Raw genomic sequence first — 25,567 nt, forward strand, 5'->3', positions numbered from 1 at the left:
CGCTTAGCCCCACAACTTATTAATTAACTTACCGCCGTTTCTACCTGATCAATGGCGGCTAAATCTTCGCTAACCAATTGCAATTGATACATTTGATAATAACGCCCATGGGCGGCCAGCAGCTCTTGATGCTTACCCTGCTCCACTGCCACACCACGGTGCAACACCAAGATGGTATCAGCATCAACAATGGTTGAAAGGCGGTGAGCAATCACTACCAGCGTGGTATTTTTTCGGATTAGCTGCAATGCCCGCTGAATGGCCTGCTCAGTACCAGAGTCAATATTGGCAGTCGCCTCATCTAAAATCAGGATTTGCGGAGCCTGTACCAATACTCGCGCCATCGCCAGCAACTGTTTTTGCCCAACTGACAAGGTATTCCCCTGCTCACCAAGCAGACTGTGCAATCCATCGGGTAGCGCATGGACTAAAGGGGCCAGTTGCACCGTTTCCAGAGCTTCCCACACTTGCTGTTCAGAGATATCACGGCCTAAAGTCACATTGGCAAAAAAGGAATCAGCCAACACCACTGGATCCTGTTGCACCATGGCCACCCCTTGGCGCAAGGTCTGATGCGATAACGCGGATAAAGGACGAGCATCTAGCAGAATCTCACCATGTTGCACCGGGTAGTAGCCCATCAACAGGTTAGCCAACGTACTCTTTCCGCTGCCGGTATGCCCGACCAGAGCAACAAACCCGTGCGAAGGTACATCAAGGGAGATATTTTGCAGCACCATTTTATCGCTACGATAAGCAAAGCTGACATTATCCACCTGGATACGGCCACTGGTCAGTGGGCGATCATCAGTACCGTATCCTTGCTGGGCGCGGTCCATCAGATCAAAAATACGTTCCCCAGCCACCACAGCTTGCTGCATGACTGACTGCTGTGATGTGAGTTCAATTAAGGGTTCATTTAAGCGGCCCAGATAGTTAATGAAAGCATACAGCACACCCACCCCCACTGAGCCATCAGGACTGAAACCGAACAACAGTAACAAACCACACAGTACCAAGGCAGAAAACAGGCTCAGCAGCGGGCGCAATAAAAACCCTTCCAAGCGTAAAGTTTGCATGCGTGCCATATAGTGCGCACGGCTGGCAGACTCCATACGTTCGCCAAAACGAGCTTGCTGGCGAAACTGCTGAATCACGCCCATGCCGTTAATAATTTCATTAAAACCGTCGTTAATATCAGCCAAATAAGCCCGGACTCGCCGCACTACGGGTGTGCTGTAATGTTGATAAATGGCCATCACTACCAGCACTGCTGGAAAGATACAGATAGAAATTAGCGCCATACGCCAATCCAGACTGAACATCGCCACCAGCATCGCGCCAATTAATGCCGCGCTTTTTAATACGGTGGAGACCACCATCACATATAAATCTTTAATGACTTCGGTGTCATTTGTGACACGGGAAATCAATTGCCCGACCGGCTGGGTATCAAACGCACTGAGAGGTTGACGCAAAGCGGCATCCATCACTTCAATACGTAGGCGCTGAACCACACCTACGGCAGCACGGTTAAAAAGCAATGCCTGAAAATAATGCAATGCTGCTGCCAACAGTTGCAGCAACAGATAAGCCAATGCCAACCCACTGACTAAACCGAGGGGCAAAGTGCCTTTTGCGACCACATGGTCAATAAAATAACTTATCAAAAGCGGGCCGCTGACCTCGGCGGCAGCCGCAATCCATAACATCAATACCGCCAACCCTAACGGTTTACGATAAGGGGAGCCATAGGAGAGCAGGCGCTTAAGTGTCGGCCAAAGTTGCTGAACTTTACTCATCGGTTTTGGCCTCCGACTCACCATCATCTAATGCTGCCTCCAGTTGTTGATAACGGTACATCTCCCGATACCAGCCGGATTGACTGACTAATACGTTATGTGTCCCACGCTGCATCACGCCACCATGTTGCATCACTAAAATTTCGCTGGCTTCGGTCAACGCTGAAAGACGGTGCGCACTGATAATCACGGTACGATGCTCACCCCATTCACGCAGATTTTTTAGGATTTCATATTCGGTCTGACCATCAACTGCGGATAGCGCATCATCGAGAATCAGGATCTCAGTATCCAGCAACAGTGCGCGGGCGATGGAAATCCGCTGTTTCTGCCCGCCAGATAGCATCACACCGCGCTCACCCACTTCAGTGTCATAACCCTGAGGAAGGCGTAAAATATCTTCATGCACACTGGCTAAACGAGCGGCCCGCTCAATTTGAGCCTGCGTGGCATCAGGTTTACCCAATGCAATGTTGCCAGCAACCGTATCAGAAAAGAGGAATGGGGTTTGGCTGACCACAGATAAACGGCCACGCCAGTCATGCAACCTAATATCAGACAGCGCATGCCCTTGATAACAAATAGCACCATCATCCACATCAAACTGCCGCTGAATCAATGCCAGTAAGGTACTCTTACCCGACCCTGTAGGTCCGCATAGCCCCAACATCTGCCCCGGTGCTAATTTCAGCGCCACATCATGTAACGCAGGCTGTTCACTACCTGGGTAATAGAAATGGCGAATATTCACCGCGAGTGTGCCACGCCCATCGCTCAGCTCAATATCACCATCTTTAACCACCGGCGCTTCTTCCAGCAAACTGCGAATACGGCTATAGGCGGCACTGCCTCGTTCAACGATATTGAACATCCACGCCAAGGCAAGCATGGGCCAGATCATCAGCCCCAGATACATGATGAAACTGGTAAGTTGACCCAAAGTAATACTGTGATTAACCACCATCCAACTGCCGCCGCCAATCGCCAATAAATTCGCGATCCCGATGGCGATATAGATAGTTGGATCAAAACGGGCATCGATACGTGCGACATACATATTCTTGGCACCGGCTTCTGCCGCGACCTGAGCAAACTGCTGTGATTGATGATCTTCCAGGCCAAAAGCTTTAATCATGCGAATACTGGTCAGGCTTTCTTGCGCCTGGTTATTCAGCGTAGAAAATGCCCCTTGGGCCGATTTGAAACGTTGATGCAGTTGGTCACCGTAATATTTGATCACCACCGCCATTACCGGCATAGGTAACAATGATAACAGTGTTAATTGCCAGCTAATTTGGGTGCTCATTACAATCAGCACCGCGCATCCCATCACCAACGAATCCACCAGCGTCAGCACCCCCTCACCGGCAGCAAAGACCACGCGATCAACATCATTCGTCGCACGAGCCATTAAATCGCCGGTACGGTGACGTAAATAGAAACCAGGGGCCTGGCGGCTAAGTTGGCGATAAAAGTTTGACCGCAACTCCACAGCCAATTGATAAGAGGCACCAAATAATAAAACACGCCAGACATAACGCAGTAGGTAGACCACAATAGCGGTTATCAGCATCACACCAATCCATACCAGTAACATATTGGTAGACATCTGTTTTGTGCTGATACCATCCACAATTACTCCGACCAGTTTAGGCGGCAACAGTTGTAGGATAGCGATAATAATTAACAACAACACCGCGCCTACATAGCGGCGCCATTCACGGCGAAAATACCAGCCTAGTTGTGCAAACAATCTCACTCAGTTTTATTCCTGGTCTGACACCGAATACATCGGTATTTTCTCGCTACGCGCGATGAAGGGGGTAGCATAGCATCGGTAAAAGGGCTTTTAATCCAAATATTCACTCAGGAACAGGCAACATAGTTGTATATTTGATTTTTTCCATCGCAAAACTTGATGTCACATCAATCAGCCCCGGAACACCATTAACCATGCGTTTGTAAAAATTGTCGTAACTTTTCATATCGGCAACTTCGACCTGCATCAGATAGTCATATTCTCCGGCCATACGATAGAACGCCAACACTTCTGGCATTTGCTTAGTAAATTCAACAAATTCCTGATACCAGCCACTATTATGCTGCTGAGTTTTAATCAGCACAAATGCCGTAAGCCCCAACCCCAATTTTTCGCTGTCCAGCAGTGCCACGCGCCCACGGATAAATCCTTCATCCTCAAGGCGTTTTAACCGTTTCCAGCAGGGTGTGGAGGTAAGATTGACGGCTTCGGCCAGTACTTGCAGTGATTGAGTGCAATCTTCTTGCAACATACAGAGGAGTTTACGGTCAGTTTTATCTAACATAACGAGTAACCATAGAATAAATTTCTACCATTTGGCGATAAAGAAGGAAAAATGGCAACGTTTTTTTCTTTAATAACCGTTAATCTAGTCATCATTAGTTTACTACCTACATCGCAGGCCATGAAATGACCAACACTTGGGTAAAAAATGCTATCAGTGAAATAGAAGCTGACTTCCAACGCTCCGCTGATACTCACCTGATCCGCCTAAACCTGCCGGCTTTCCCCGGTATTTATCTCTATTTAAAAGATGAGAGCACCCATCCAACCGGTAGCCTAAAGCACCGTTTAGCTCGTTCACTGTTTCTTTATGGCTTATGTAATGGCTGGATTACAGAAGGAACAACGATAATCGAGGCTTCCTCAGGAAGCACGGCAGTGTCTGAAGCCTACTTTGCCCGGCTGATTGGCCTGCCCTTTATTGCAGTTATGCCAAGTTGCACTGCGCGGCGCAAAGTCGAGCAGATCACCTTCTATGGTGGTCGCTGTCATTTTGTTGAAAGCGCTGGGCAAATTTATGCAGCATCTGAACAACTGGCTCGTGACCTGAATGGCCACTATATGGATCAGTTCACTTATGCAGAGCGCGCTACCGACTGGCGTGGCAATAACAACATTGCCGATAGCATCTTCCGCCAAATGGCGCGTGAACCTTTCCCGGTACCTGACTATATCGTCATGAGTGCTGGCACTGGCGGCACATCGGCGACCTTAGGCCGCTATATCCGCTACCAAGGGCATGACACCCAATTGATGGTAGTCGACCCAGAGAACTCAGTATTTTATGACTGTTTCTGTAACCGCGACCGCACGGTTACCGGTAGTTGCGGCAGCCGTATTGAAGGGATCGGCCGCCCACGGGCTGAGCCTTCGTTTATTCCAGAAGTGATCGACAGTATGTTGCGCGTACCCGATGCTGCCAGTGTTGCAACCATTCATTGGTTGGAAGGTATTTTGGGACGCAAAGTGGGGGCATCCACCGGCACTAACGTCTGGGGCGCATTACAATTAGCCAAACAGATGCGTGAGCGAGGCAAAACCGGCGCTATTGTGACGTTGCTCTGCGACAGTGGCGAACGCTATCTGGATACCTATTACAATACCGAATGGGTCAGTAATAACATTGGTGATCTGACCCCATTTAGTAATGAATTAAATAACCTGTAATTAACCGATAAAATTCGGTTTTCCCCTCTTGGATGACCGAGGAAAACCGAATTTTGGCAGAAAAAAACCGGATGATTATCCGGCTGGCTAATAGCTATCCTCAAGTCATCAAAAGGTGCAGTTAGGCAGCAAGCGAGTGATCCGCTGAGCTGACACCATCAGTGATTCGGGTGAGTAAGCCCGTTAACACTGCTACAACTCTAAGTACCAAGGAGATAAACCTCAGAATTCGGGGGAATAGGTGAGGTGTGGTGAACTTAGCCAATGTTGCAAATAGTGAGCGACGCCTTGTTGTTCACAGCGCCCAATAACCTGTAACTGAGGTAACTCTTGCTTCAATTGCGGTAATGCGTTTCCCATCACTAAGCCAAGACCTACCCGCGATAGCATCTCTTTATCATTCATCGCATCACCAAAGGCCATACAATCGGCCAGTGTTAAATTGAGATGATGGCTTAATCGCTCTAAAGCCGCCCCTTTGTTGCATCCACGAGGCAACACTTCAAGGCAATCAACCGCTGAAAAACAAAAATCGGCTTCGCCGCCCATCTGCTGCTCAAGCTGGGTTTTAAGCTCGGTCAATTCCTGATGTGAGGCAATAAAGCAAATCTTATGATTACCAGTTAGAGGCAATGCGCTCAGTGCCGTGAGCTGGAACTGGAAGCCACTGGTTTTATGTGCAGTCAGCAGCGCAGGGTCATTACAATCAGTAAACCAACCATCATCACGGAAAATATGGATACTGGCACGGGTCTGCCACGGAGTTCGTAACACAAACTCCACCAGTTCTGCGGGCAAATCCATACCGTATAATGCTTCACCCTCTACATCACAGACTCGGGTCCCATTGCCAGTGATCAAATAACCATTTATGCCTGAGTGAGATAAAATCCCTTTCATATCAATATAATGTCGACCGGTAGCAAAGGTTAGGATCATCCCGTTGTCCACCAACTGGTGTAACGCATTCAATGTAGCGCCGCCAATTTTATGGTCGCGCATCAGTAAGGTTCCATCCATATCAAAAGCGGCTAAACGGTACATTTAAAACCTCGATAACAGCAAAACTGGTGGTATGAATAAAATTATGACGTACTATTTACGGAACTAATAGTGAACAATTAAATTAAACTATTCCTGATTTATAAGCAGCCCGAATAGGCGTAATGGATACTATCAGTTTGAACACGCACAGCACTGAGAGTGCCAGATCACGTTGTAACTCATCGCCACATGAGAATGAACCGTGCAGTTCCCTAAGTCATTTAAAAATAAAGGCATTTGATGAGTTCGTCCAAGAGCTAAAATAGCCTTAATAGGATAACATCTTAATTATGCGCATTATTCACCGACTAACCCAATATCAGCGCTTGTACCAAAAGTTCGGCGATCAACCGGCGGCTACCACCGTCAGTGAACTGGCAGGCCTACTATTTTGCAGTGAGCGACATGCCCGCACTCTGATTCAACAGCTACAAGCAAATGACTGGCTCAGTTGGCATTCACAAGTTGGCCGAGGAAAACGAGCACAACTGCAATGCCTGAAAAAACCTGATGCACTGCGTGCAACCTACCTGCAATTGTTCCTTGAGCAAGGTGACCATCAAGCTGCTCTCGCACTCGCCCAACTGGAACCTGAACGCCTTCAAGCGTTACTAAACCCTCACATGGGGGGACAATGGCAAGCCGATAGCCCAATACTGCGAATCCCTTATTATCGGGAGCTTGAACCGTTAAATCCAATGACCGTCAGTGGCCGGGCAGAGCAGCATCTGATTTATACTTTACATGCTGGCCTGACCCGATTTAACACCGGAGACCCACTGCCAAAACCGGATCTGGCCCATCACTGGCAAGTCAGCGATGATGGTTTAACCTGGCAATTCTTCTTACGCAGTCAATTACGTTGGCATAATGGGGAACATATCCGCAGCGAGCAGTTGTTGCAAACGCTGGCACTGCTGCGGGCAAATCCACGCAGCCAACCGAGTTTTGCCAATATTGCAACGATTACCCTGCCCCATGCTTTATGCCTGAAATTTACGCTGCTGCATCCTGATTACTGGCTGGCACATCGGCTGGCAGATTTACCGTGTAAACTGTTTCATCCCGACGCCTCACTTCTGGGGGCTGGCCCATTTAAGTTAGCGACCTTTAACCCACATCTGGTCCGGTTGGAGCAGCACGAATTTTACCATTTGCAACATCCTTATCTGGAATTCATTGAATACTGGATAACTCCAAGCCTTGTCGTACAGTCAGCGGATGGGAGTTGCCAACACCCGGTACGTATAACCATTGGACAGGAGGAGGATTTCCCTTTAGCCCGCCCTGTTCAGCGCAGTATGAGCCTTGGATTTTGCTATCTGGCCATCAATCGGCACCTCAATAATATTACTCCCCAGCAAATAGCCAAATTGCTGATGCTAGTGCAAACTTCCGGCATCTTAGAAGAGTTATCCATTCGGCGTGGTGTGATAACGCCTAGTCATGAAATGCTACCCGGCTGGCCTATCCCCCGGTTTAGCGCCGATGAAAACCCGCCATTGCCTGCCCATCTGATACTGACCTATCAACCTCCAATGGAACTTGAGAGTGTTGCCGAACAACTAAAAGCGGTATTGGCAACCCATGGTTGCACATTAGAAATCCGCGCCAGTCGTGATAAGCAGTGGAAAGATACTCATCAAATTGAAGAGGCAGACTTATTATTAGCGGACCACTTAGTTGGTGAATCTCCTGAAGCGGCGATGGAAAGCTGGCTCCAACTTGATCCGCTGTGGCGCGGTATACTCTCCCCTGCTCAATTAGAACTACAGCAACAAACACTGATACAGATTCAGCAAACTGAACTTGCGGCTGAGCGTTTCCGCCAATTGCGTGAATATTATAATGGTCTGATGCTGGCAGGGCTGATTCTCCCACTATTCAATTATCAGTATCAGGTCAATGCTCCGCCACGGATTAACGGTGTTACCCTAACCGCATATGGTTGGTTTGATTTCAATCAGGCATGGCTCCCACCGGCGACTACCTGATTGCCAAATGCAGGTTGCTACCCTTTCGTCCGTGAACTGAGTAACATACCGCCAATTCTTTATTTTGCTGTGGGTTGGCTCTTTCGAGGCTCACAGCCGTACGAGGTCACAGTATGAAACGCGCTGTCGTTGTATTTAGTGGTGGGCAAGATTCCACTACCTGTTTAATTCAAGCATTACAGCAATATGATGAAGTCCACTGCATTACATTCGATTACGGACAGCGCCACCGCGCAGAAATTGATGTTGCTCGCGCGCTTGCCACGCAGCTTGGTGCTAAAGCACACAAAGTGCTAGATGTTGGCATGCTCAATGAGTTAGCGGTGAGCAGTCTGACCCGAGACAGTATCCCTATCCCCTCTTTTGATGAAGAGGATGCCGATACGGTTCCCAGTACGTTTGTCCCTGGTCGCAATATTCTATTCCTGACCTTAGCCGCAATTTATGCTTATCAAGTGCAAGCTCCGACGGTTATCACCGGGGTTTGTGAGACTGACTTCTCCGGCTACCCTGATTGCCGGGATGAGTTCGTGAAGGCTCTCAACCATGCAATCGATTTGGGTATTGGCCGAGATATCGCTTTCATTACCCCTTTAATGTGGCTGGATAAAGCAGAAACCTGGGCACTAGCTGATTATTATCAGCAACTCGAGCTGGTCCGCCACGAGACACTTACTTGCTACAATGGGATTCAAGGCGATGGTTGCGGCCAATGTGCTGCCTGCCATTTACGAGCCAAAGGGCTGGCGTTCTATCTTGCTAATAAGCCAAAAGTATTATTGAGCTTGAAACAAAAAACCGGGCTAGCTTGATTATTGTTCACTCAGATAGCCACTGTAATCGACCCATTGCCTTGTTCTAATCGTGACCTCGCTCATCAGAGCGAGGTATATCGCGGCCATTGCACATTTAACCAGATATTCAGGGAAAATATCCCTCCCCGGCAACAAAGCCGAGTTATCCTGTAATACCTCGATTGACAAACTCGTCCAGTTTTTCCCTTAGTTCTCCCTCAATGGGCAATGCTCTCTGACTACGCAGATCGATACAGACAAACGTTAGTTCTGCATCTGCCACCGGAATAGATTCAGGCTCTAGCGTGACAGTCTGTTTCATCACACCACTTTTACCGTTTAGCTTTAATAACTGGCTATCGATTCGTAGCAGATCCCCCAATACTGCAGGCCGACGGTAGTTGATATTGATATTAACCACGATAAAAGCGATTTGGTTTTCAGCCATCCATTGCGCTGCTGGCTCCCCATCAAGCCATTCCCAACGCGCTTCTTCGAGAAACTCTAAGTAGCGGGCATTATTAACATGTTGGAAAACATCAATATGAAAACCCCAGACTTTAATATGAGTATGCATGACAGCGAGCTTCTCCAGACAGTGAATAAAAATTATGTACCTTCGGCAGTAAAATAGAGTTGGCAAGAGAATACCCGCACAACTGGTACGACCTCACAGCAAGATTAGCAGAGGGAAATCACTTCATCGCATGCTTACGATATAATCTAGAGCGAAATCACAGTTTCCCTCTGCTACTGCGACTTACATTATGAAAAGATGGGGATTATTTGTGGTGAAAATAGTCACTGATATCTGTCTGACCACAGCACATCCCCATCACCAACTAAAGTTACATTTTAAGCTTGGTATTGTTTCTCTCTAAAAACGAGGGGCCGATACCTGGAACTTCGAGTAACTGCTCAACATCAGTAAAAGGGCCGAACTGCTCGCGATAATTAACGATAGCCTCTGCCTTCTTCCTGCCAATTCCGCTCAGGAACTGGGCCAACTGTTCCGCATTAGCACTATTAATATTGATTTGGCTATATGCACTGTCCGTTGAGCTGCCAGCTGTGGTTGTTGCCGTTGCATTGGTCTTATCCGCCACTTTGGCAGGCGAAGAGCCTGCTTTTAGCTGGCTATTTATTGGAGTATGGCTTTGCGAATTGAGGTCTTTATTCTGAGTCGTACTCGTAGGGCTGACGGGAGCGGCAAAAACTACCTGCTGGATATTCAGACCTGCGAACAATGCGGTTATAACAAATAATTTTCCTATGAATTTCATGCTGTATCCTCCTTGTGTTTGACAGCATGACTACCTTGCCGCAACCTCCGATTCATCACAAAGGGTAGATTTCAGATATGCGAAAGGTCGCCAAAGCGACCTTTCTTTATTACATCGAGTTGCAGATGTATGCGAGACTCATGGCAATTATGGTTTTATTGCGGCTGCTGTTGCTCCGCTGGCCCCATCTTAATGGTTGCCTGTTTGTGCAGATTTGCCATCAATGCATCAAAAGTCACACCGCTTGACCCTTCTAGCATTTTAGCGCTAAAGGTCTTCATCTCGCCTTCCGGCAATTTACCCGGCGTTACTGATAGCAGTTCGATCAGTACGATGTTGTCTTGACGATCCTGGGATAAGCCATAAACCGACTGATCTTTTTGCGGATGAGGCAAGGCAAAAATAGTCTGCACTAATTGATCATCGTCTGGTGCACGTGACAAGGTTTTCTTCTCGCCAAAGCTGATACCAGCAGCTTTCATCGCCTCTTCGCCTTTACCTTGTTTCAGAGCAGTCAGGAGTTTCTCACCATCAACACGTGCCAATTGTTCTGCTTTCTGACGTTTCACCAACTCAGCAACCTGATCACGTACTTGATCAAATGGTTGAATACCTTCAGGTTTATGAGCATCAATGCGGATAACAAAAGCACGGTCGCCGTCAACAGTGATTACATCTGAATTACTACCTGGCGCACCATTTTCACCGACCAGGCCACCGTCAAAGATTGCCTGTACAACCGGTTTGAAGTTAACCTCAGCAGGTACTGCGTCGCGAGTAAACCAGCCAGTTTGCTTAGCTTTAGCACCTGCTGCTTCTTCCGCTGAGGCTAGAGATTCGTTATCACTGGTAGCGGCTTCACTGACCTTTTGCTGTAACGCGTAGTAAGCGTCAACAGCTTTTTCCTGCTTAACTTGTTTTGCCAGTGCATCATGCACTTCTGACAAAGGTTTAACCAGGGCAGGTTTGATGTCATTTAAGCGAACAACCAGATAACCCACCGAAGATTTAACCACATCAGACAGTTGGCCCTTCTCGGTCAAATTCGCTTGTTTCAGTTCATCAGCCGTAGTTTCTGGTTCCAACCACCCCAGTTCACCCCCATTTTTGCGGGAAATGATATCGGTAGATTTCTCTTTTGCCATCGCAGCAAAATCAGCACCTTTTTTCAGCTCCTCTAACGCCGCTTTGGCTTCAGCTTCAGTTTTAAACTGAATCACACTGTAGTTGCGTTGTTCCGGCTGGGTATAGCTGCTTTTATGCAGTTCATAATACGCCGCGATATCTTCCTCGGTGAGCGTGATTTTGTCCTGCATCGCGGCAGCATCCATCGTAATGAAACTGACTTTCATCTGTTCCGGTGCAATGAAGCTATTCTTGTTCTGGTCGTAGTAGGCTTGCAGCTCTTCATCAGTGACTTTCTGCTGTGCCTGAAGGGCTTTGAGATCAACTGTCGCCAGACGAACTTCACGTTGCTGCAAAATCAGCTCTGACATCGCCTGTGCTTCGATAGGCAGAACAAAGCCAGTATCACCAAACGCTTGCAGCAATTGTTGATTAATGAGCTGCTGACGCTGTAATTGCGCGAATTGATCAGGGGTGTAGCCCATCCGATTAACCAGTTCGAGATATTTGTTGTTATCGAACTTATTATCGGTCTGGAAATAAGGTGCCTGGCGGATGGCATCTTTAACTTGTTCGTCGCTAGCAGTCAGGCCCAGTTTTTTGGCGTACTGGTCAAGCAACATGTTGTTGACCAACTGCCCCAATACCTGCTGGCGTAATTGCAGCATGTAGCCTTCATTGGCGGCCAGTGCGGAGAATTGTTCACCTAATTGCTGCTGCAAGCGGCCACGCTCACTCTGTACAGCTTGTTCTAACTGAGCACGACTAATCTCTTGGCCATTAACTTTGGCTGCGAAGTCGTTGGAACCGCCAATCAGATAGCTGCCAACCCCGGTCAGGATAAAGGACAACATGATCAAGGCCAGAATGATTTTGAGCACGACGTTATTAGCAGCCGCGCGTAAATTGTCCATCATAATGTGACAATACTCCGCTGTAATATGGATTAAAACTGTTGCGCAGGTCTAAATAAACCCAGCATTCCTTGCGACAGCCCTTCGTGCTGCTGCGCGTTAAACTGCTTACTCTATTTGTTACTGCCTATTTTTGCTCTAAACGGGTCGCTGATATTCTCTCGTCAGACTAACATTTTACCCCCGTTTAGCGCTCAGCCAGTTCAACTGCCTAAGCGAAAAAAAAGCGCATCATTAACGATGCGCCTTGTATCTTACCTTACCAGCTCAACTGCGTCAGGTTATTGTTTAACACAAACAATATATACCCTTGGTACTTGAAGTTGCACAGGTGCCCGCTACTTTCACTAACCCGAATCGCTGACCTGAGCAGACTCATCGGTATTCGTTCGCTTACAACCTGGCTGCTACTTCATTTCCTTTGGGTATACGCGCAGATGAGAATTGACGCGGCAATCAGTTTACTGCGTCTTTCAAGCCTTTACCGGCACGGAAGCCTGGTACTTTAGCAGCAGGAATACTGATTTCTTTGCCTGTCTGAGGGTTGCGGCCAGTACGTGCAGAACGCTCACGTACTGCAAAAGTACCAAAACCAACCAGAGCTACATCATCCCCTTCTTTCAAAGATTCAGTAACAGAAGCAATAATTGCATCTAACGCGCGCCCAGCGGCTGCTTTGGAAATATCTGCACCTGCGGCAATTTTGTCGATCAGTTGTGACTTATTCACTCTTTCATCCCCTTTAGAATTCTATCGTCGCGCCGAAAATCCCTACGGACAACACGACAGCGCAGCTGTTATATCAATCCTATCCAACCTTGGCAAGCAGCCCAAAGGCATAAACTTTTGTCGGACAGACGAACTAACTTAGCGGCACAAAAAATAGCTGGCAAGTAGCATTTCACTTACCAGCATCAGTTTTATCAATACTTCTTGCGATCCGTCACTATTTTGACGCTACCGGCTGTGCCCCGAAGGCTGGATTTTGCAACGCGATGGCTAAAACATCATCAATTAGTTTAACCGGATGAATCTCCAGATCAGCGATAACATTGTCTGGGATCTCTTCCAAATCACGTTTGTTATCCTCGGGAATCAGCACAATTTTGATCCCGCCACGGTGAGCTGCCAGCAATTTCTCTTTCAAACCGCCGATTGGCAATACTAAACCACGCAAGGTGATTTCACCGGTCATCGCCACATCCGCGCGCACTGGGTTACCGGTCAGACAAGAAACCAGCGCGGTACACATAGCAATACCTGCACTCGGGCCATCTTTCGGCGTCGCACCTTCAGGCACATGCACATGGATATCGCGTTTTTCGTAGAAATCAGGGTTAATACCTAATTTATCTGCGCGCGCACGTACCACTGTCAGTGCCGCCTGAATTGATTCTTGCATCACTTCACCCAGCGAGCCGGTGTAAGTCAGCTTGCCTTTGCCCGGAACGCATGCAGTCTCAATAGTCAGTAAGTCACCACCCACTTCCGTCCATGCCAGCCCAGTCACTTGACCTACGCGATTCTCAGTATCAGCTCGGCCATAATCGACCTTCTGCACACCTAAGAAGTCTTTCAGGTTGTCACCGTTGATTTCAATGTGCTTAACCGTTTTATCCATCAGCAGATTTTTTACTGCTTTACGGCACAGTTTGGAGATTTCACGCTCCAGACTACGCACCCCAGCTTCACGGGTGTAATAACGGATAATGCTCATAATGGCACTGTCATCGATGGTCAGTTCGCCTTTCTTAATGGCGTTGCGCTCAAACTGTTTCGGCAACAGATGCTGCTTGGCAATATTGAGTTTCTCATCTTCGGTATAACCGGACAGGCGAATAACTTCCATACGATCCAGCAACGGCGCTGGAATATTCATGGAGTTGGAGGTGGCAACGAACATGACATCCGACAGATCATAATCCACTTCCAGATAGTGATCGTTGAATGCAACGTTTTGTTCTGGGTCCAAAACCTCCAGCAGTGCTGACGCAGGATCACCGCGCATATCGGACGCCATCTTATCAATCTCATCCAACAGGAAGAGTGGGTTCTTCACCCCAACTTTCGCCATCTTCTGGATCAATTTACCCGGCATAGAGCCGATATAGGTGCGGCGATGACCACGGATTTCCGCTTCATCACGCACCCCTCCCAGCGCCATACGGACATACTGGCGGCCAGTAGCACGAGCAATAGATTGCCCCAGAGAGGTTTTCCCCACCCCAGGAGGCCCTACCAGGCACAGGATTGGCCCTTTAATCTTGCTAACACGGCTCTGTACTGCGAGGTATTCTAAAATACGATCTTTAACTCGTTCCAAACCGTAGTGATCGGTATCCAGAACTTCCTGCGCTTTTACCAAGTCTTTTTTAACTTTACTGCGGCTGTTCCAAGGCACCTGCAACATCCAATCAATATAACCACGTACTACGGTTGCTTCCGCAGACATCGGTGACATCATTTTCAGTTTTTGCAGCTCAGCTTCGGTTTTTTCACGTGCATCTTTCGGCATTTTGGCCGCTTCGATTTTACGCTTCAGCGCTTCGTGCTCATCAGGCGTATCGTCCATCTCGCCCAGTTCTTTCTGAATGGCCTTCATTTGCTCGTTCAGATAGTACTCGCGCTGGCTCTTTTCCATCTGTTTTTTGACGCGATTACGAATCCGTTTTTCAACCTGTAACAGATCGATTTCTGATTCCATCATCGCCATCAGGTACTCCAGACGTTCGGTGACATCGAACATCTCCAGAACAGCCTGTTTATCATTTAACTTCAACGGCATATGTGCCGCGATAGTATCCGCAAGACGTGCTGCATCATCAATGCTGTGCAGTGAAGCCAGCACTTCTGGTGGGATCTTTTTATTCAGTTTGATATAGCCTTCAAACTGATTAATCGCCGTGCGAACCAATACTTCTTGTTCACGATCGTCCATCACTGGCGATTCAAGATATTCTGCCTGAGCAGCAAAATGCTCACCGCTGTCGGAAAGCGTGGTAATACGCGCACGCTGTAGCCCTTCAACCAGCACTTTGACCGTGCCATCAGGTAACTTCAGCATTTGTAAAATCGAGGCTACAGTGCCTACTGAAAACAGATCGTTGATACCAGGCTCATCAGTCGAAGCTTCTTTCTGCGCAACCAGCATGATTTTTTTATCATGGTCCATTGCCGCTTCCAGGCACCGAATCGACTTTTCCCGGCCAACAAACAGTGGGATCACCATATGCGGATAAACCACCACATCGCGCAGAGGCAATACGGGGATTTCTATGCGTTCGGAACGCTCAGGGTTCATAGAGCTCTCTCTTAGTTTAGCTTCCGCCAGATTACTGGGAATCTCGTGAAACACGAGTCATCACGAGTTTCACTAAATAGGTAATTGAGTATATGGGGACGAATGTCTTACATTCAACGATTACAATGCGAGGAAAAAGAAATGGGGGATAAAATCCCCCATTGTCATACTAACCATCTGGATTATTTGGCTAATTATTCGCCAGAAGCTTGGGCTTCCGGTTGGCCATAAATCAGCATCGGCGCAGATTGGCCAGCAATAACTGACTCATCTACCACCACTTTCTCCACACTGTCCATTGACGGTAAATCGTACATGGTATCTAGCAATGCGCCCTCTACGATAGAACGCAGGCCACGAGCACCTGTTTTACGCGCCATCGCTTTCTTGGCGATTGCGGTCAACGCCTCATCGCGGAACTCAAGCTCCACACCTTCGAGATTGAACAACGCCTGATACTGTTTGGTCAGTGCGTTTTTCGGTTCTTTCAGGATCTGAATCAGCGCGTCTTCACTCAATTCACTCAGTGTTGCAACTACCGGTAAACGGCCAATAAATTCAGGGATCAAGCCGAATTTAATTAAATCTTCTGGCTCAGCCTGACTCAACAACTCGCCTTCGGTTGCTTTTTCTGACTTGCCTTTTACCGTAGCCCCGAAACCGATACCCGTTCCGGTGTTAATGCGCTGCCCGATAACTTTGTCTAGGCCGGCGAAAGCACCACCACAGATAAACAGAATTTTAGAGGTATCAACCTGCAAAAACTCCTGCTGCGGATGCTTACGGCCACCTTGTGGTGGTACGGCAGCAATCGTCCCTTCAATCAATTTCAACAGGGCCTGCTGCACACCTTCACCCGAGACGTCACGCGTGATAGACGGGTTATCAGACTTACGTGAAATTTTATCAATTTCATCGATATAGACGATACCACGTTGCGCTTTCTGCACGTCGTAATCACATTTCTGCAATAACTTCTGAATGATGTTTTCAACATCTTCGCCCACGTAACCTGCTTCAGTTAGCGTGGTCGCATCTGCCATGGTAAACGGCACATCCAGGAAACGAGCCAATGTCTCTGCCAACAGTGTTTTACCACTACCGGTTGGGCCAATCAGTAGAATATTACTTTTGCCCAGTTCGATGCCATTACTGGTATCACCATTGCGCAAACGCTTATAGTGGTTGTATACCGCAACTGCCAACACTTTTTTCGCCGGTTCCTGACCGATGACATAATCATCCAGGTGATGGCGGATTTCGTGCGGCGTAGGCAGCGAACTGCGCTCCCGATGCGGGGCAACTTCTTTGATCTCTTCGCGAATAATGTCGTTACACAAATCGACACATTCATCGCAGATATACACTGACGGCCCGGCAATTAGCTTACGCACTTCATGCTGGCTTTTGCCGCAGAAAGAGCAATACAGCAGCTTTCCAGAACCGTCTTTGCGCTTATCTGTCATCAGTAAACCTCTTCTTCAGTATCTGCCACACCCGAAACTATGGTGGCAGGGAGACTATTCTCGCTATTGCTGGACGCCACGCTAACCTTCAGCGGACAGCCGATATATCGGGTAGTTAGTGAACAATGTGCAATACAACTGTTCGATTACACGATTTGTTCTATTTACATACACTATAGTATATCGGCTCACAGAAATAAGTCGTTAGTCACGACGGGTGAACACGGAATCAACTAATCCGTATCCTACAGCCTCTTCAGCCGACAAGAAACGGTCACGTTCAGTGTCTCTCTCTATTTCTTCAAGAGATTTTCCCGTGTGAAGTGCCATCAGTTCATTCATGCGCGATTTCACTTTTAAAATCTCTCTGGCATGAATTTCAATATCTGTCGCCTGCCCCTGGAAACCGCCCAACGGTTGGTGAATCATTACCCGTGAATTCGGCAAGCAGAAACGTTTACCCTTAGCACCCGCAGTCAACAGGAACGCACCCATTGAACATGCCTGGCCCATACAGATAGTGCTGACATCAGGTTTAATGAATTGCATGGTGTCATAAATTGACATCCCAGCAGTGATCACCCCGCCTGGTGAGTTGATATACAAAAAGATGTCTTTTTCTGGATTTTCTGCTTCTAGAAACAGCATCTGTGCCGTAATCAGGTTGGCCATATGGTCTTCAACCTGACCGGTCAGGAAAATAATGCGCTCTTTTAACAGACGGGAGAAGATATCGTAAGAACGCTCCCCACGTGAAGTCTGCTCAACCACCATTGGCACCAGAGCCATGTTAGGTGCAAATTGATCTCGTTCGCCACTGTATGACATTACCGTCTCCTAATAGAATTTACTTTGGCGCCATTCATAACCGATTCTACTTGAGATAAGTAATGATGACTATGTTCATGCATCAAGGTCGCGTGCAAGCCGTCTGGTTACCCAGACACATTCGACGGTGGTAATCAGCCAGTGTTTCATCAACATCTTATATGAACGTCTGTTAGGTTAATTGGGGGATTAATCGTCTTTTTCAAGCCCCTGAGCACTTTTTTTTAACCAAGCGGACGCTCATTATCTTTGCTGTAATCCTGACGCTCTATTGATTGTTCATCTGTTAAGTATTGCATTTCACTTTTCAAATATAGCGCAGATTAGGGCGAAACATGCCAGATTAATCATACTATTGAGTGATTATTGTTACAAAAAGAAAAGCCCGTAGCCAAAGGCTACGGGCTTAATCAATCAAAAAACCGGATATACCCTTCGTATCAGGAGTTGCAGAGTGCCAGCTACCGACACTAACCCGAATCACTTTACTGCTTTAGCTCATCGGTATTTGTTCAATTGCAACCTACCTGCAACGCCAATTTTTTGGCGATATATTACATCCAGCTTGATGCGCTAAAAAACATTACGCAGCAGTGGTCTGATTCATCAGTTCACTGAAGGTAGTTGGTTTTTCAGTTACTTTGGCTTTAGCCAGCAGAGTTTCTACTGCTTGTTCTTCCAGAGCAACGTTACGCATATTGTTCATCAGCTCTTTATTTTTGCTGTAGAACTCAATCACTTCTTGTGGATCTTCGTAAGCAGATGCCATTTCTTCGATCAGTGCTTTAACGCGATCTTCATCCGCTTTCAGCTCGTGCTGGCTGATAACTTCGCCCAGCAACAAACCAACAACTACGCGACGTTTAGCTTGTTCTTCGAACAATTCACGTGGCAGTTCAGCAGCTTGTTTCTCGTTACCACCAAAACGCTGTGCAGCCTGACGGCGCAGAACGTCGATTTCACCTTCAACCAGTGCCGCTGGAACGTCAATTTCGTTAGCGCTGACCAGACCGTCAATTGCCTGAGTTTTAACACGGTTGCGCACTGCGCCTTTCAGCTCACGCTCCATGTTTTTGCGCACTTCAGCACGCAGACCTGCTACTGAACCATCAGCAACGCCGAAACGCTTGATGAATTCTTCAGTCAGTTCTGGCAGCTCACGCACTTCAACTTTCTTCAACACGATGTCAAATTTAGCTGATTTACCTTTCAGGTTTTCTGCGTGGTAATCTTCTGGGAAGTTTACGTCGATGGTGAATTCTTCACCGGCTTTATGGCCGATAACACCTTCTTCGAAACCTGGGATCATACGACCCTGTCCCATTGCCAGTACGAAATCAGACGCTTTACCACCTTCAAACTCTTCACCGTCGATAGAGCCGGTGAAATCCAGAGTTGCGCGATCTTCTGCAGTCGCAGCAGCGTCAGTTTCTTTCCAGGTAGCTTGTTGCTTACGCAGAGTTTCCAGCATGGTATCAACGTCAGCGTCGTTTACTTCAACAACTGGCTTTTCTACTTCAATGCTTTCCAGATCTTTCAACTCAACTTCTGGGTACACTTCAAACTCAACGGAATAAGTAAAATCTTCGCCCTGCTTGAATTCACCAGGCACATAGTTTGGTGCACCAGCTGGGTTGATTTTTTCTTTAATGATCGCATCAACGAAATTACGTTGCATCAGGTCACCCAGAACATCCTGGCGAACAGATGCGCCGTAACGCTGTTCAACGATGTTCATCGGTACATGGCCTTTACGGAAACCGTCGATACGAACACTTTTAGCGGCTTTCACTAATTCGCTTTTTACTGCTTTCTCAATGCTGTCAGCAGCAACAGTAATTGTTACACGGCGGCCAAGGCCTTGAGTGGTTTCAACAGAAACTTGCATCTTGTTACCTCAAAAAAATCACAGTGCTCGGTCAACTCCAGAAGCTGCAAACAAAGCAACACCATTAAATGATGCTAACTCTGAAAACACCCTCTAAGAACCGGGACGGCCGCATTATACAGAACCGAGTATCCCAGATGTCAGAAGCGTCCCGAAACCATTCCGGAAAAATAAGACGCGACATTATAGCGGCGCACAGGTTATGAGTCGAGGAAAGCAAGCGAATGTTGTCGCGGTAAAATTCACGCGTGAATCGTTCCCTCAGCTAAAACTCCTGTGGCGCACTAAGGAAATAAAGGTGTCGCCTATACAGAAACACAAACGGCCCTGAGGCCGCTTGCTAAATTCTCACCTACTAATACCCTAAATCAGGCCGGAATTACTACTGTTATCCAGCCTGTTTTGGATTAATACTGTCACTTAAGCCAATGTACCTGCGCCACGACAAGATGGAGAAGTTGGTACCGTGTCTTGTAACCCCGCCCACTCTTTCAGCGTGTAGGTATGTAAAGCCAATGCATGAACAGTGCCGGCCAGCTCATCAGCCAACACACTATAAATCGCACGATGGCGACTGAGAAAGCGCTGATCTTGAAATTTATCGCTGACGATCACAATTTTAAAATGACTTTCAGAACCGGCTGGAACATTGTGGCGATAACTTTCATTAATCACCTCCAAATGATCCGGTTCAAATGCCACTTTTAGTTTTTCTTCAATTTGTTCCCGAATCAAAATCATCATAATCTCCTTACCGCTGAGGCAGAAAGCTGCCTACTACCTATCTATTCCAAACCCAATACCTATCTATTGCAAGCCCACTATCTACTGCAATATTAGTTGATTTTCGCTGTTTTATAACATTTCAGATACAAAATATCCCGAATATCTCCCTTCTGCTCATTTAAGGTATAAGGCTAATCTGATAGTCAGGGGAAAAGGTTACTTGTAAGGTCTTTAAGCGAAATGAAAGGTCACAGGGCGAAAAATCACTTTTTTTGCTGAATTTCTCTACATCAGGATCTTCCACCAGCCAATCTCAGTGCTATGATGGCGCGACTGCACATTCGCAAAATAACATGGCAGCTATCCCGCTCTGATTATTAAAGAATTCCATAACTATTGAGAAAGTGAACATGCTAAAGAAAATTCTTTTCCCGCTGTTGGCTGTTTTTATACTGGCGGGTTGTGCTGCCAGTAACAACACTCTGAATGTCACCCCGAAGGTGGTATTACCACCACAAGATCCAACTCTGATGGGGATTACTATCAGCATTAATGGTGCAGACCAGCGTCAAGATGCTGCACTGGCTAAAGTAAATCGTGAAGGCCAACTGGTGGTATTAACCCCATCCCGTGACCTGCGCTTCCTGTTACAGGAAGTGTTGGAAAAACAGATGACTGCTCGTGGCTATATGATTGGTACCGATGCTCCAGTTGATTTGCAGATTGTAGTAAACCAACTGTTTGCCGATGTACAGGAAGGTAACCTGCGCTACAACATCACCACTAAAGCGGATATTTCCATTACTGCGACCGCAAAAAATGGTAATAAACAGGTTAAAAACTACCGTGCCAGCTACAACGTTCAGGGCGCATTTACTGCAACTAACGAAAAAATCACCAATGCCGTTAATACGGTGTTGAGCGATGTTATTGCAGATATGGCGCAAGATACTAGCGTCAGCGGCTTTATCAAACAAAATGCCCGCTAATCGGTTGTTTGCTTAATATCATTATTACTGCTTAACAGAATGCTTTGCCCCGACCTTGGGGCAGAGCATGTAGGTCTCACATGCCCAATCGCTATTCAAACCTTTTTACCCAACGTAACTCCCTTATTCTTCTGTTGTTGGGGTTTGCTTCCGGCCTTCCCTTGGCCCTTACCGGTGGTACGCTGCAAGCATGGATGACGGTTGAGAACGTCGATCTGAAAACCATTGGTATCTTCTCTCTGGTTGGTCAGGCCTACGTCTTCAAGTTCCTCTGGTCCCCCTTGATGGACCGCTACACTCCCTCGTTTCTTGGCCGTCGGCGCGGTTGGTTGGTGATAAGCCAACTGTTATTAATCGCCGCGATTATTGCCATGGGCTTTATGGAGCCGGCGAAGCATTTATGGTGGTTGGCGGCAATCGCCGTGTTGGTCGCCTTCTGTTCGGCATCGCAAGATATTGTTTTTGATGCCTATAAAACCGACTTGCTCACCGCAGAAGAGCGCGGTACTGGTGCCGCAGTTTCTGTACTGGGTTATCGTCTCGCAATGCTGGTGTCTGGCGGGCTGGCGCTATGGATAGCGGATCGCTATCTTGGCTGGCAATCCACTTACTGGTTAATGGCCGGGTTAATGTTAATTGGGGTGTTTGCTACCTTATTAGCTCCTGAACCTGATATCCGTATCGCGCCACCAAAAACGTTGGAACAGGCGATCGTCGCCCCATTGCGTGATTTCTTTGGCCGCAACAATGCATGGCTGATTCTGCTGTTAATTGTGTTGTACAAAATGGGCGATGCCTTTGCCGCGAGTTTGAGTACCACTTTTCTGATCCGTGGCGTTGGGTTTGATGCCGGTGAAGTCGGGTTGGTGAATAAATCATTAGGACTGATTGCCACAATTATTGGCGCACTGTATGGCGGCCTGTTAATGCAACGCCTGAGCTTGTTCCGCGCGTTGATGATATTCGGTATTTTACAAGCTATCTCGAATGTCGGTTATTGGCTGTTATCCATCACTGACAAGAATATCTTCTCCATGGGCAGTGCCATCTTCCTGGAGAATCTGTGTGGTGGCATGGGAACTGCGGCCTTTGTCGCATTGCTGATGACATTGTGTAACAAGTCATTCTCCGCGACACAATTTGCCCTGTTATCGGCGCTGTCCGCCGTTGGGCGCGTTTATGTTGGCCCGATTGCTGGATGGTTTGTTGAAACACATGGCTGGCCATTGTTCTATCTATTCTCTATTGCGGCAGCCATTCCAGGCCTATTCCTACTGTATATTTGTCGCCAAACGCTGGAACACACCCAGAAAACTGATGAATTTATGCCTCGAACTGCTTTTAAAACCGCTTATCGCTGGGCGCTACGCTTGTTGACGGTTGGCTGCATATTGTTAGCTATATGGCTAATTTTACTGATAAGTAACGCATTGGATTGGACCGCCGCTCCACACGTAGCTGATATGTTGTTGTTACGCGGTATTCAGCTCAGCGTAGTCGGGATGCTTCTGGGTGGAATATTAGATTATCTGGCACTCAGGCGCGAAAAATTAGCCTAATAAACTGCATTAGATGACAAAGGCCGGTACTTATACCGGCCTTTTTTATGCCAGTAAAATAAGCCACCTGAATCCTTCCTTGCTCACTTATTGATATGAGTCACATATTTAAGTAACAGTTGCACATTGCTATTCGCAAAATGAGATCCGCATCACTTTCAACTATTTATCCTTTCGTGCTGTGGGACTATGATGAGCGCACTTTTTGTTAAGGACTGTGTCCTTTTGTTTCCCCTGACATCTTTCAACTACACAGAGGCATTTATGCGTAAAATTCTTATCGGTGCGCTCGCGCTGACAACAGTCACTTTGGCTCCAGTTGCACAAGCTGAATACCAGTGGGGTTTTGGTAATATCAGCATGAACTATCTTGACTGGACCCGAAGCACTACGCATAAATCAGGGGGTTCATCACATAAAGATGACTTCGCTTATATCGAGTTAGAAGGGGGTGCAGGTTATAGCTGGGGGGAGGTCTATGGTTTCTTTGATCTAGAAAACCCATTTAATTCAAAAACAGCACAACCCGGCGATAATCAGCGCTACACCTTTAAAACTACTGGCCGCTACTATTTAGGTGATACCGGTTTCAATCTGTACGGTCACGTCTATGGTACTTACTCGCTACCGAGTGCTGAAGGTAATGATTACAGTAACTTCCACGAAGTGAACACCCTGTACGGTATTGGCTATAACGCAACGCTAGCGGGCGTGTGGATGAAGCCTTTCGTGGCATTACATTATGTTGATCAAACCTATTATTCAGGTAATAACGGTTATGTGGTGGGTTGGGTTGCAGGTTATGACTTCACCGCGTTTGATGAAAAATTCAGTATTACCAACTGGAACGAGCTTGAATTCAACCGTGCAGAACGCTATGCAGCAGGCAATGGCGGCCGTAACGGTGTGAATGGTGCCATTTCACTGTGGTGGACACCGATTAAGCAATTTACCACCGGTATTCAGTACCGCTATGCTTATAACAAGTTGGGGGAAGACTTTTTACAAGATGCCATCATTTACTCTATTAAATATAATTTCTAGCTAAATGATTCCGAGGTGGCTATTTAGATCACCTCGGAATATATTTTAATTTACTTTTACACCACATATTATTTACATAAAATAAGTCTATCTACGAATTTAAAATCAGTATTTCCCATGAGTAAAAGGCTAATTACTGTTGTTTTTCCTTAACATCCGCAGTCTGGCAGCTATGTCCTACCGCCAACATATTGTTGCTATTAGTAAATTACCGCGCAAGGCAACATCTGTGACCCCCTTAACATAAAGTGTCAACAAGCCGCTGACACAATCTTAAGCATGTTTACAGTCTTGCAACCTTCCCGTAAAATGCCCGCACACATGAAACGACAATAGAGCCCTTTTGTAATTGAGGTCGTTAGATGAGACTTAAGAAATACATTAAAAATATGGGTATGTTGTCTTTATTTGCAGCCACTGTAATGCTCAGTGGTTGCGATATGGCATTGATGAACCCCAAAGGCGCAATCGGAGTCGAACAAAAAACACTGATACTTACTGCTATCGGTTTAATGTTGATCGTCGTGGTTCCGGTTATTTTTATGGCGTTTGCTTTTGCATGGAAGTTCCGCGCGTCCAACAAAAGTGCGACCTACACCCCAAACTGGTCCCATTCCAACAAAATTGAGCTTGTTGTCTGGGCTGTTCCAATCATTATCATCGCTATTTTGGCGACGATAACCTGGAAAACCTCCCACGAACTTGACCCGTTCAAACCTATCGTAGTGGCTGGTAAAGAACCGATCACTATTGAAGTGGTTTCCCTTGACTGGAAATGGCTGTTTATCTATCCAGAACAAGGTATTGCTACAGTTAATGAACTGGCCTTCCCTACTGACGTTCCGGTGAATTTCAAAATCACTTCTAACTCAGTAATGAACTCGTTCTTTATCCCTCAGTTAGGCGGGCAGATTTATGCGATGGCCGGGATGCAAACCAAACTGCATCTGATTGCTAACGAACCTGGTAAATATAATGGTATTTCCAGTAGCTTCAGTGGCAAAGGCTTCTCTGGTATGAAATTCACTGCAATCGCAACACCGACGCAGGAAGAGTTCAACCAGTGGGTCGCACAGGTGAAAAAATCGCCGAACACCCTGAATACCACTGACGATTTCAATAAACTGGCTGAACCGAGCGAAAATAACCCGGTTGAGTATTTCTCCAGTGTTAAACCGGAGCTGTTTAAAGGAATTATTGGCAAGTTTATGGGCGATATGAACATGCACCAGAAAGGCGATGATACCCATTCAGGTATGGATATGAGCCAGGGCATGGATATGGGCGAACACGCCGCTCACGCCGGAGCCGAGGAATAAA

The 25,567-nt window shown here is 47.0% G+C and carries 20 protein-coding genes; 7 read left to right on the forward strand and 13 right to left on the reverse strand.

Annotation, left to right across the window (positions count from 1 at the left end):
* Positions 1-23: 23 nt before the first annotated feature.
* From V1953_RS15920 to V1953_RS15930, 3 genes are all read right to left on the reverse strand, one after another.
* Positions 24-1,802, reverse strand: coding sequence for a SmdB family multidrug efflux ABC transporter permease/ATP-binding protein (locus V1953_RS15920; protein ID WP_083160003.1), 1,779 nt, complete (start codon positions 1,800-1,802; stop codon positions 24-26).
* A complete protein-coding gene (locus tag V1953_RS15925; protein WP_083160005.1) occupies positions 1,795-3,561 on the reverse strand; it encodes a SmdA family multidrug ABC transporter permease/ATP-binding protein in 1,767 nt (588 codons plus the stop codon). The genes V1953_RS15920 and V1953_RS15925 overlap by 8 nt, the downstream gene beginning before the upstream one ends.
* Before the next feature lie 103 nt (positions 3,562-3,664).
* Positions 3,665-4,126, reverse strand: a complete 462-nt coding sequence (locus V1953_RS15930) for an Lrp/AsnC family transcriptional regulator (RefSeq protein WP_083160007.1) — start codon at positions 4,124-4,126, stop codon at positions 3,665-3,667.
* Positions 4,127-4,251: 125 nt separating this feature from the next.
* On the opposite strand from V1953_RS15930, the gene V1953_RS15935 reads away from it, so the two are divergent.
* A complete protein-coding gene (locus V1953_RS15935) occupies positions 4,252-5,292 on the forward strand; it encodes a PLP-dependent cysteine synthase family protein (protein WP_083160009.1) in 1,041 nt (346 codons plus the stop codon).
* Between the two features lie 222 nt (positions 5,293-5,514).
* Here V1953_RS15935 and cof read toward each other — a convergent pair whose 3' ends face one another.
* Positions 5,515-6,336 (reverse strand): HMP-PP phosphatase, encoded by an 822-nt coding sequence (gene cof / locus V1953_RS15940; RefSeq protein ID WP_372568768.1) that lies wholly within the window; start codon positions 6,334-6,336, stop codon positions 5,515-5,517.
* A 290-nt stretch (positions 6,337-6,626) separates the two neighbouring features.
* Here cof and V1953_RS15945 point away from each other — a divergent pair, with 290 nt between their 5' ends.
* Together V1953_RS15945 and queC are read left to right on the forward strand one after the other, a co-directional pair.
* A complete protein-coding gene (locus V1953_RS15945) occupies positions 6,627-8,330 on the forward strand; it encodes an SgrR family transcriptional regulator (RefSeq protein WP_083160013.1) in 1,704 nt (567 codons plus the stop codon).
* Between the two features lie 113 nt (positions 8,331-8,443).
* On the forward strand, positions 8,444-9,142 hold the full coding sequence (queC, locus tag V1953_RS15950) for a 7-cyano-7-deazaguanine synthase QueC (RefSeq protein ID WP_083160015.1): 699 nt from the start codon (positions 8,444-8,446) through the stop codon (positions 9,140-9,142).
* A gap of 145 nt (positions 9,143-9,287) precedes the next feature.
* Here the strand turns inward: queC and V1953_RS15955 are convergent, their stop codons facing one another.
* The 9 genes from V1953_RS15955 to bolA form a co-directional block, all read right to left on the reverse strand.
* Entirely contained in the window at positions 9,288-9,701 is a 414-nt protein-coding gene (locus V1953_RS15955; protein ID WP_442851117.1) for an acyl-CoA thioesterase, read from the reverse strand.
* A 271-nt stretch (positions 9,702-9,972) separates the two neighbouring features.
* Positions 9,973-10,407 carry a ComEA family DNA-binding protein gene (locus tag V1953_RS15960; protein WP_372568766.1) on the reverse strand — a complete coding sequence of 145 codons (435 nt, stop codon included), beginning with the start codon at positions 10,405-10,407 and terminating at the stop codon, positions 9,973-9,975.
* Positions 10,408-10,562: 155 nt separating this feature from the next.
* On the reverse strand, positions 10,563-12,449 hold the full coding sequence (ppiD, locus tag V1953_RS15965; RefSeq protein ID WP_083160021.1) for a peptidylprolyl isomerase: 1,887 nt from the start codon (positions 12,447-12,449) through the stop codon (positions 10,563-10,565).
* A gap of 453 nt (positions 12,450-12,902) precedes the next feature.
* The gene (gene hupB, locus V1953_RS15970) at positions 12,903-13,175 is read right to left on the reverse strand and encodes a nucleoid-associated protein HU-beta (protein WP_004392663.1); all 273 of its coding nucleotides are present in this window, start codon (positions 13,173-13,175) and stop codon (positions 12,903-12,905) included.
* Positions 13,176-13,392: 217 nt separating this feature from the next.
* A complete protein-coding gene (gene lon, locus V1953_RS15975; protein ID WP_005182204.1) occupies positions 13,393-15,747 on the reverse strand; it encodes an endopeptidase La in 2,355 nt (784 codons plus the stop codon).
* Positions 15,748-15,941: 194 nt separating this feature from the next.
* Positions 15,942-17,213, reverse strand: a complete 1,272-nt coding sequence (clpX, locus tag V1953_RS15980; protein ID WP_004703362.1) for an ATP-dependent protease ATP-binding subunit ClpX — start codon at positions 17,211-17,213, stop codon at positions 15,942-15,944.
* Positions 17,214-17,417: 204 nt separating this feature from the next.
* Positions 17,418-18,041 carry an ATP-dependent Clp endopeptidase proteolytic subunit ClpP gene (gene clpP / locus V1953_RS15985; protein ID WP_005272733.1) on the reverse strand — a complete coding sequence of 208 codons (624 nt, stop codon included), beginning with the start codon at positions 18,039-18,041 and terminating at the stop codon, positions 17,418-17,420.
* Between the two features lie 583 nt (positions 18,042-18,624).
* Positions 18,625-19,929 carry a trigger factor gene (tig, locus tag V1953_RS15990; protein ID WP_083160023.1) on the reverse strand — a complete coding sequence of 435 codons (1,305 nt, stop codon included), beginning with the start codon at positions 19,927-19,929 and terminating at the stop codon, positions 18,625-18,627.
* Positions 19,930-20,349: 420 nt separating this feature from the next.
* Complete coding sequence (gene bolA, locus V1953_RS15995; protein ID WP_083160025.1) at positions 20,350-20,670, reverse strand: transcriptional regulator BolA; 321 nt, start codon at positions 20,668-20,670, stop codon at positions 20,350-20,352.
* Positions 20,671-21,065: 395 nt separating this feature from the next.
* Between bolA and V1953_RS16000 the strand changes: the two genes are divergently transcribed.
* The 4 genes from V1953_RS16000 (at position 21,066) to cyoA (ending at position 25,566) form a co-directional block, all read left to right on the forward strand.
* Positions 21,066-21,644: a lipoprotein gene (locus V1953_RS16000; RefSeq protein WP_083160027.1), complete on the forward strand. Its 579-nt coding sequence runs from the start codon at positions 21,066-21,068 to the stop codon at positions 21,642-21,644.
* Positions 21,645-21,724: 80 nt separating this feature from the next.
* Positions 21,725-23,203: a muropeptide MFS transporter AmpG gene (ampG, locus tag V1953_RS16005; protein ID WP_083160029.1), complete on the forward strand. Its 1,479-nt coding sequence runs from the start codon at positions 21,725-21,727 to the stop codon at positions 23,201-23,203.
* A gap of 264 nt (positions 23,204-23,467) precedes the next feature.
* Positions 23,468-24,247: a nucleoside-specific channel-forming Tsx family protein gene (locus V1953_RS16010; RefSeq protein ID WP_083160031.1), complete on the forward strand. Its 780-nt coding sequence runs from the start codon at positions 23,468-23,470 to the stop codon at positions 24,245-24,247.
* A gap of 362 nt (positions 24,248-24,609) precedes the next feature.
* Positions 24,610-25,566, forward strand: a complete 957-nt coding sequence (gene cyoA, locus V1953_RS16015) for a cytochrome o ubiquinol oxidase subunit II (RefSeq protein ID WP_083160033.1) — start codon at positions 24,610-24,612, stop codon at positions 25,564-25,566.
* Position 25,567 lies beyond the last annotated feature (1 nt).

This window comes from Yersinia sp. 2541 StPb PI (assembly GCF_052217145.1).
Lineage (GTDB): Bacteria > Pseudomonadota > Gammaproteobacteria > Enterobacterales > Enterobacteriaceae > Yersinia > Yersinia enterocolitica_E.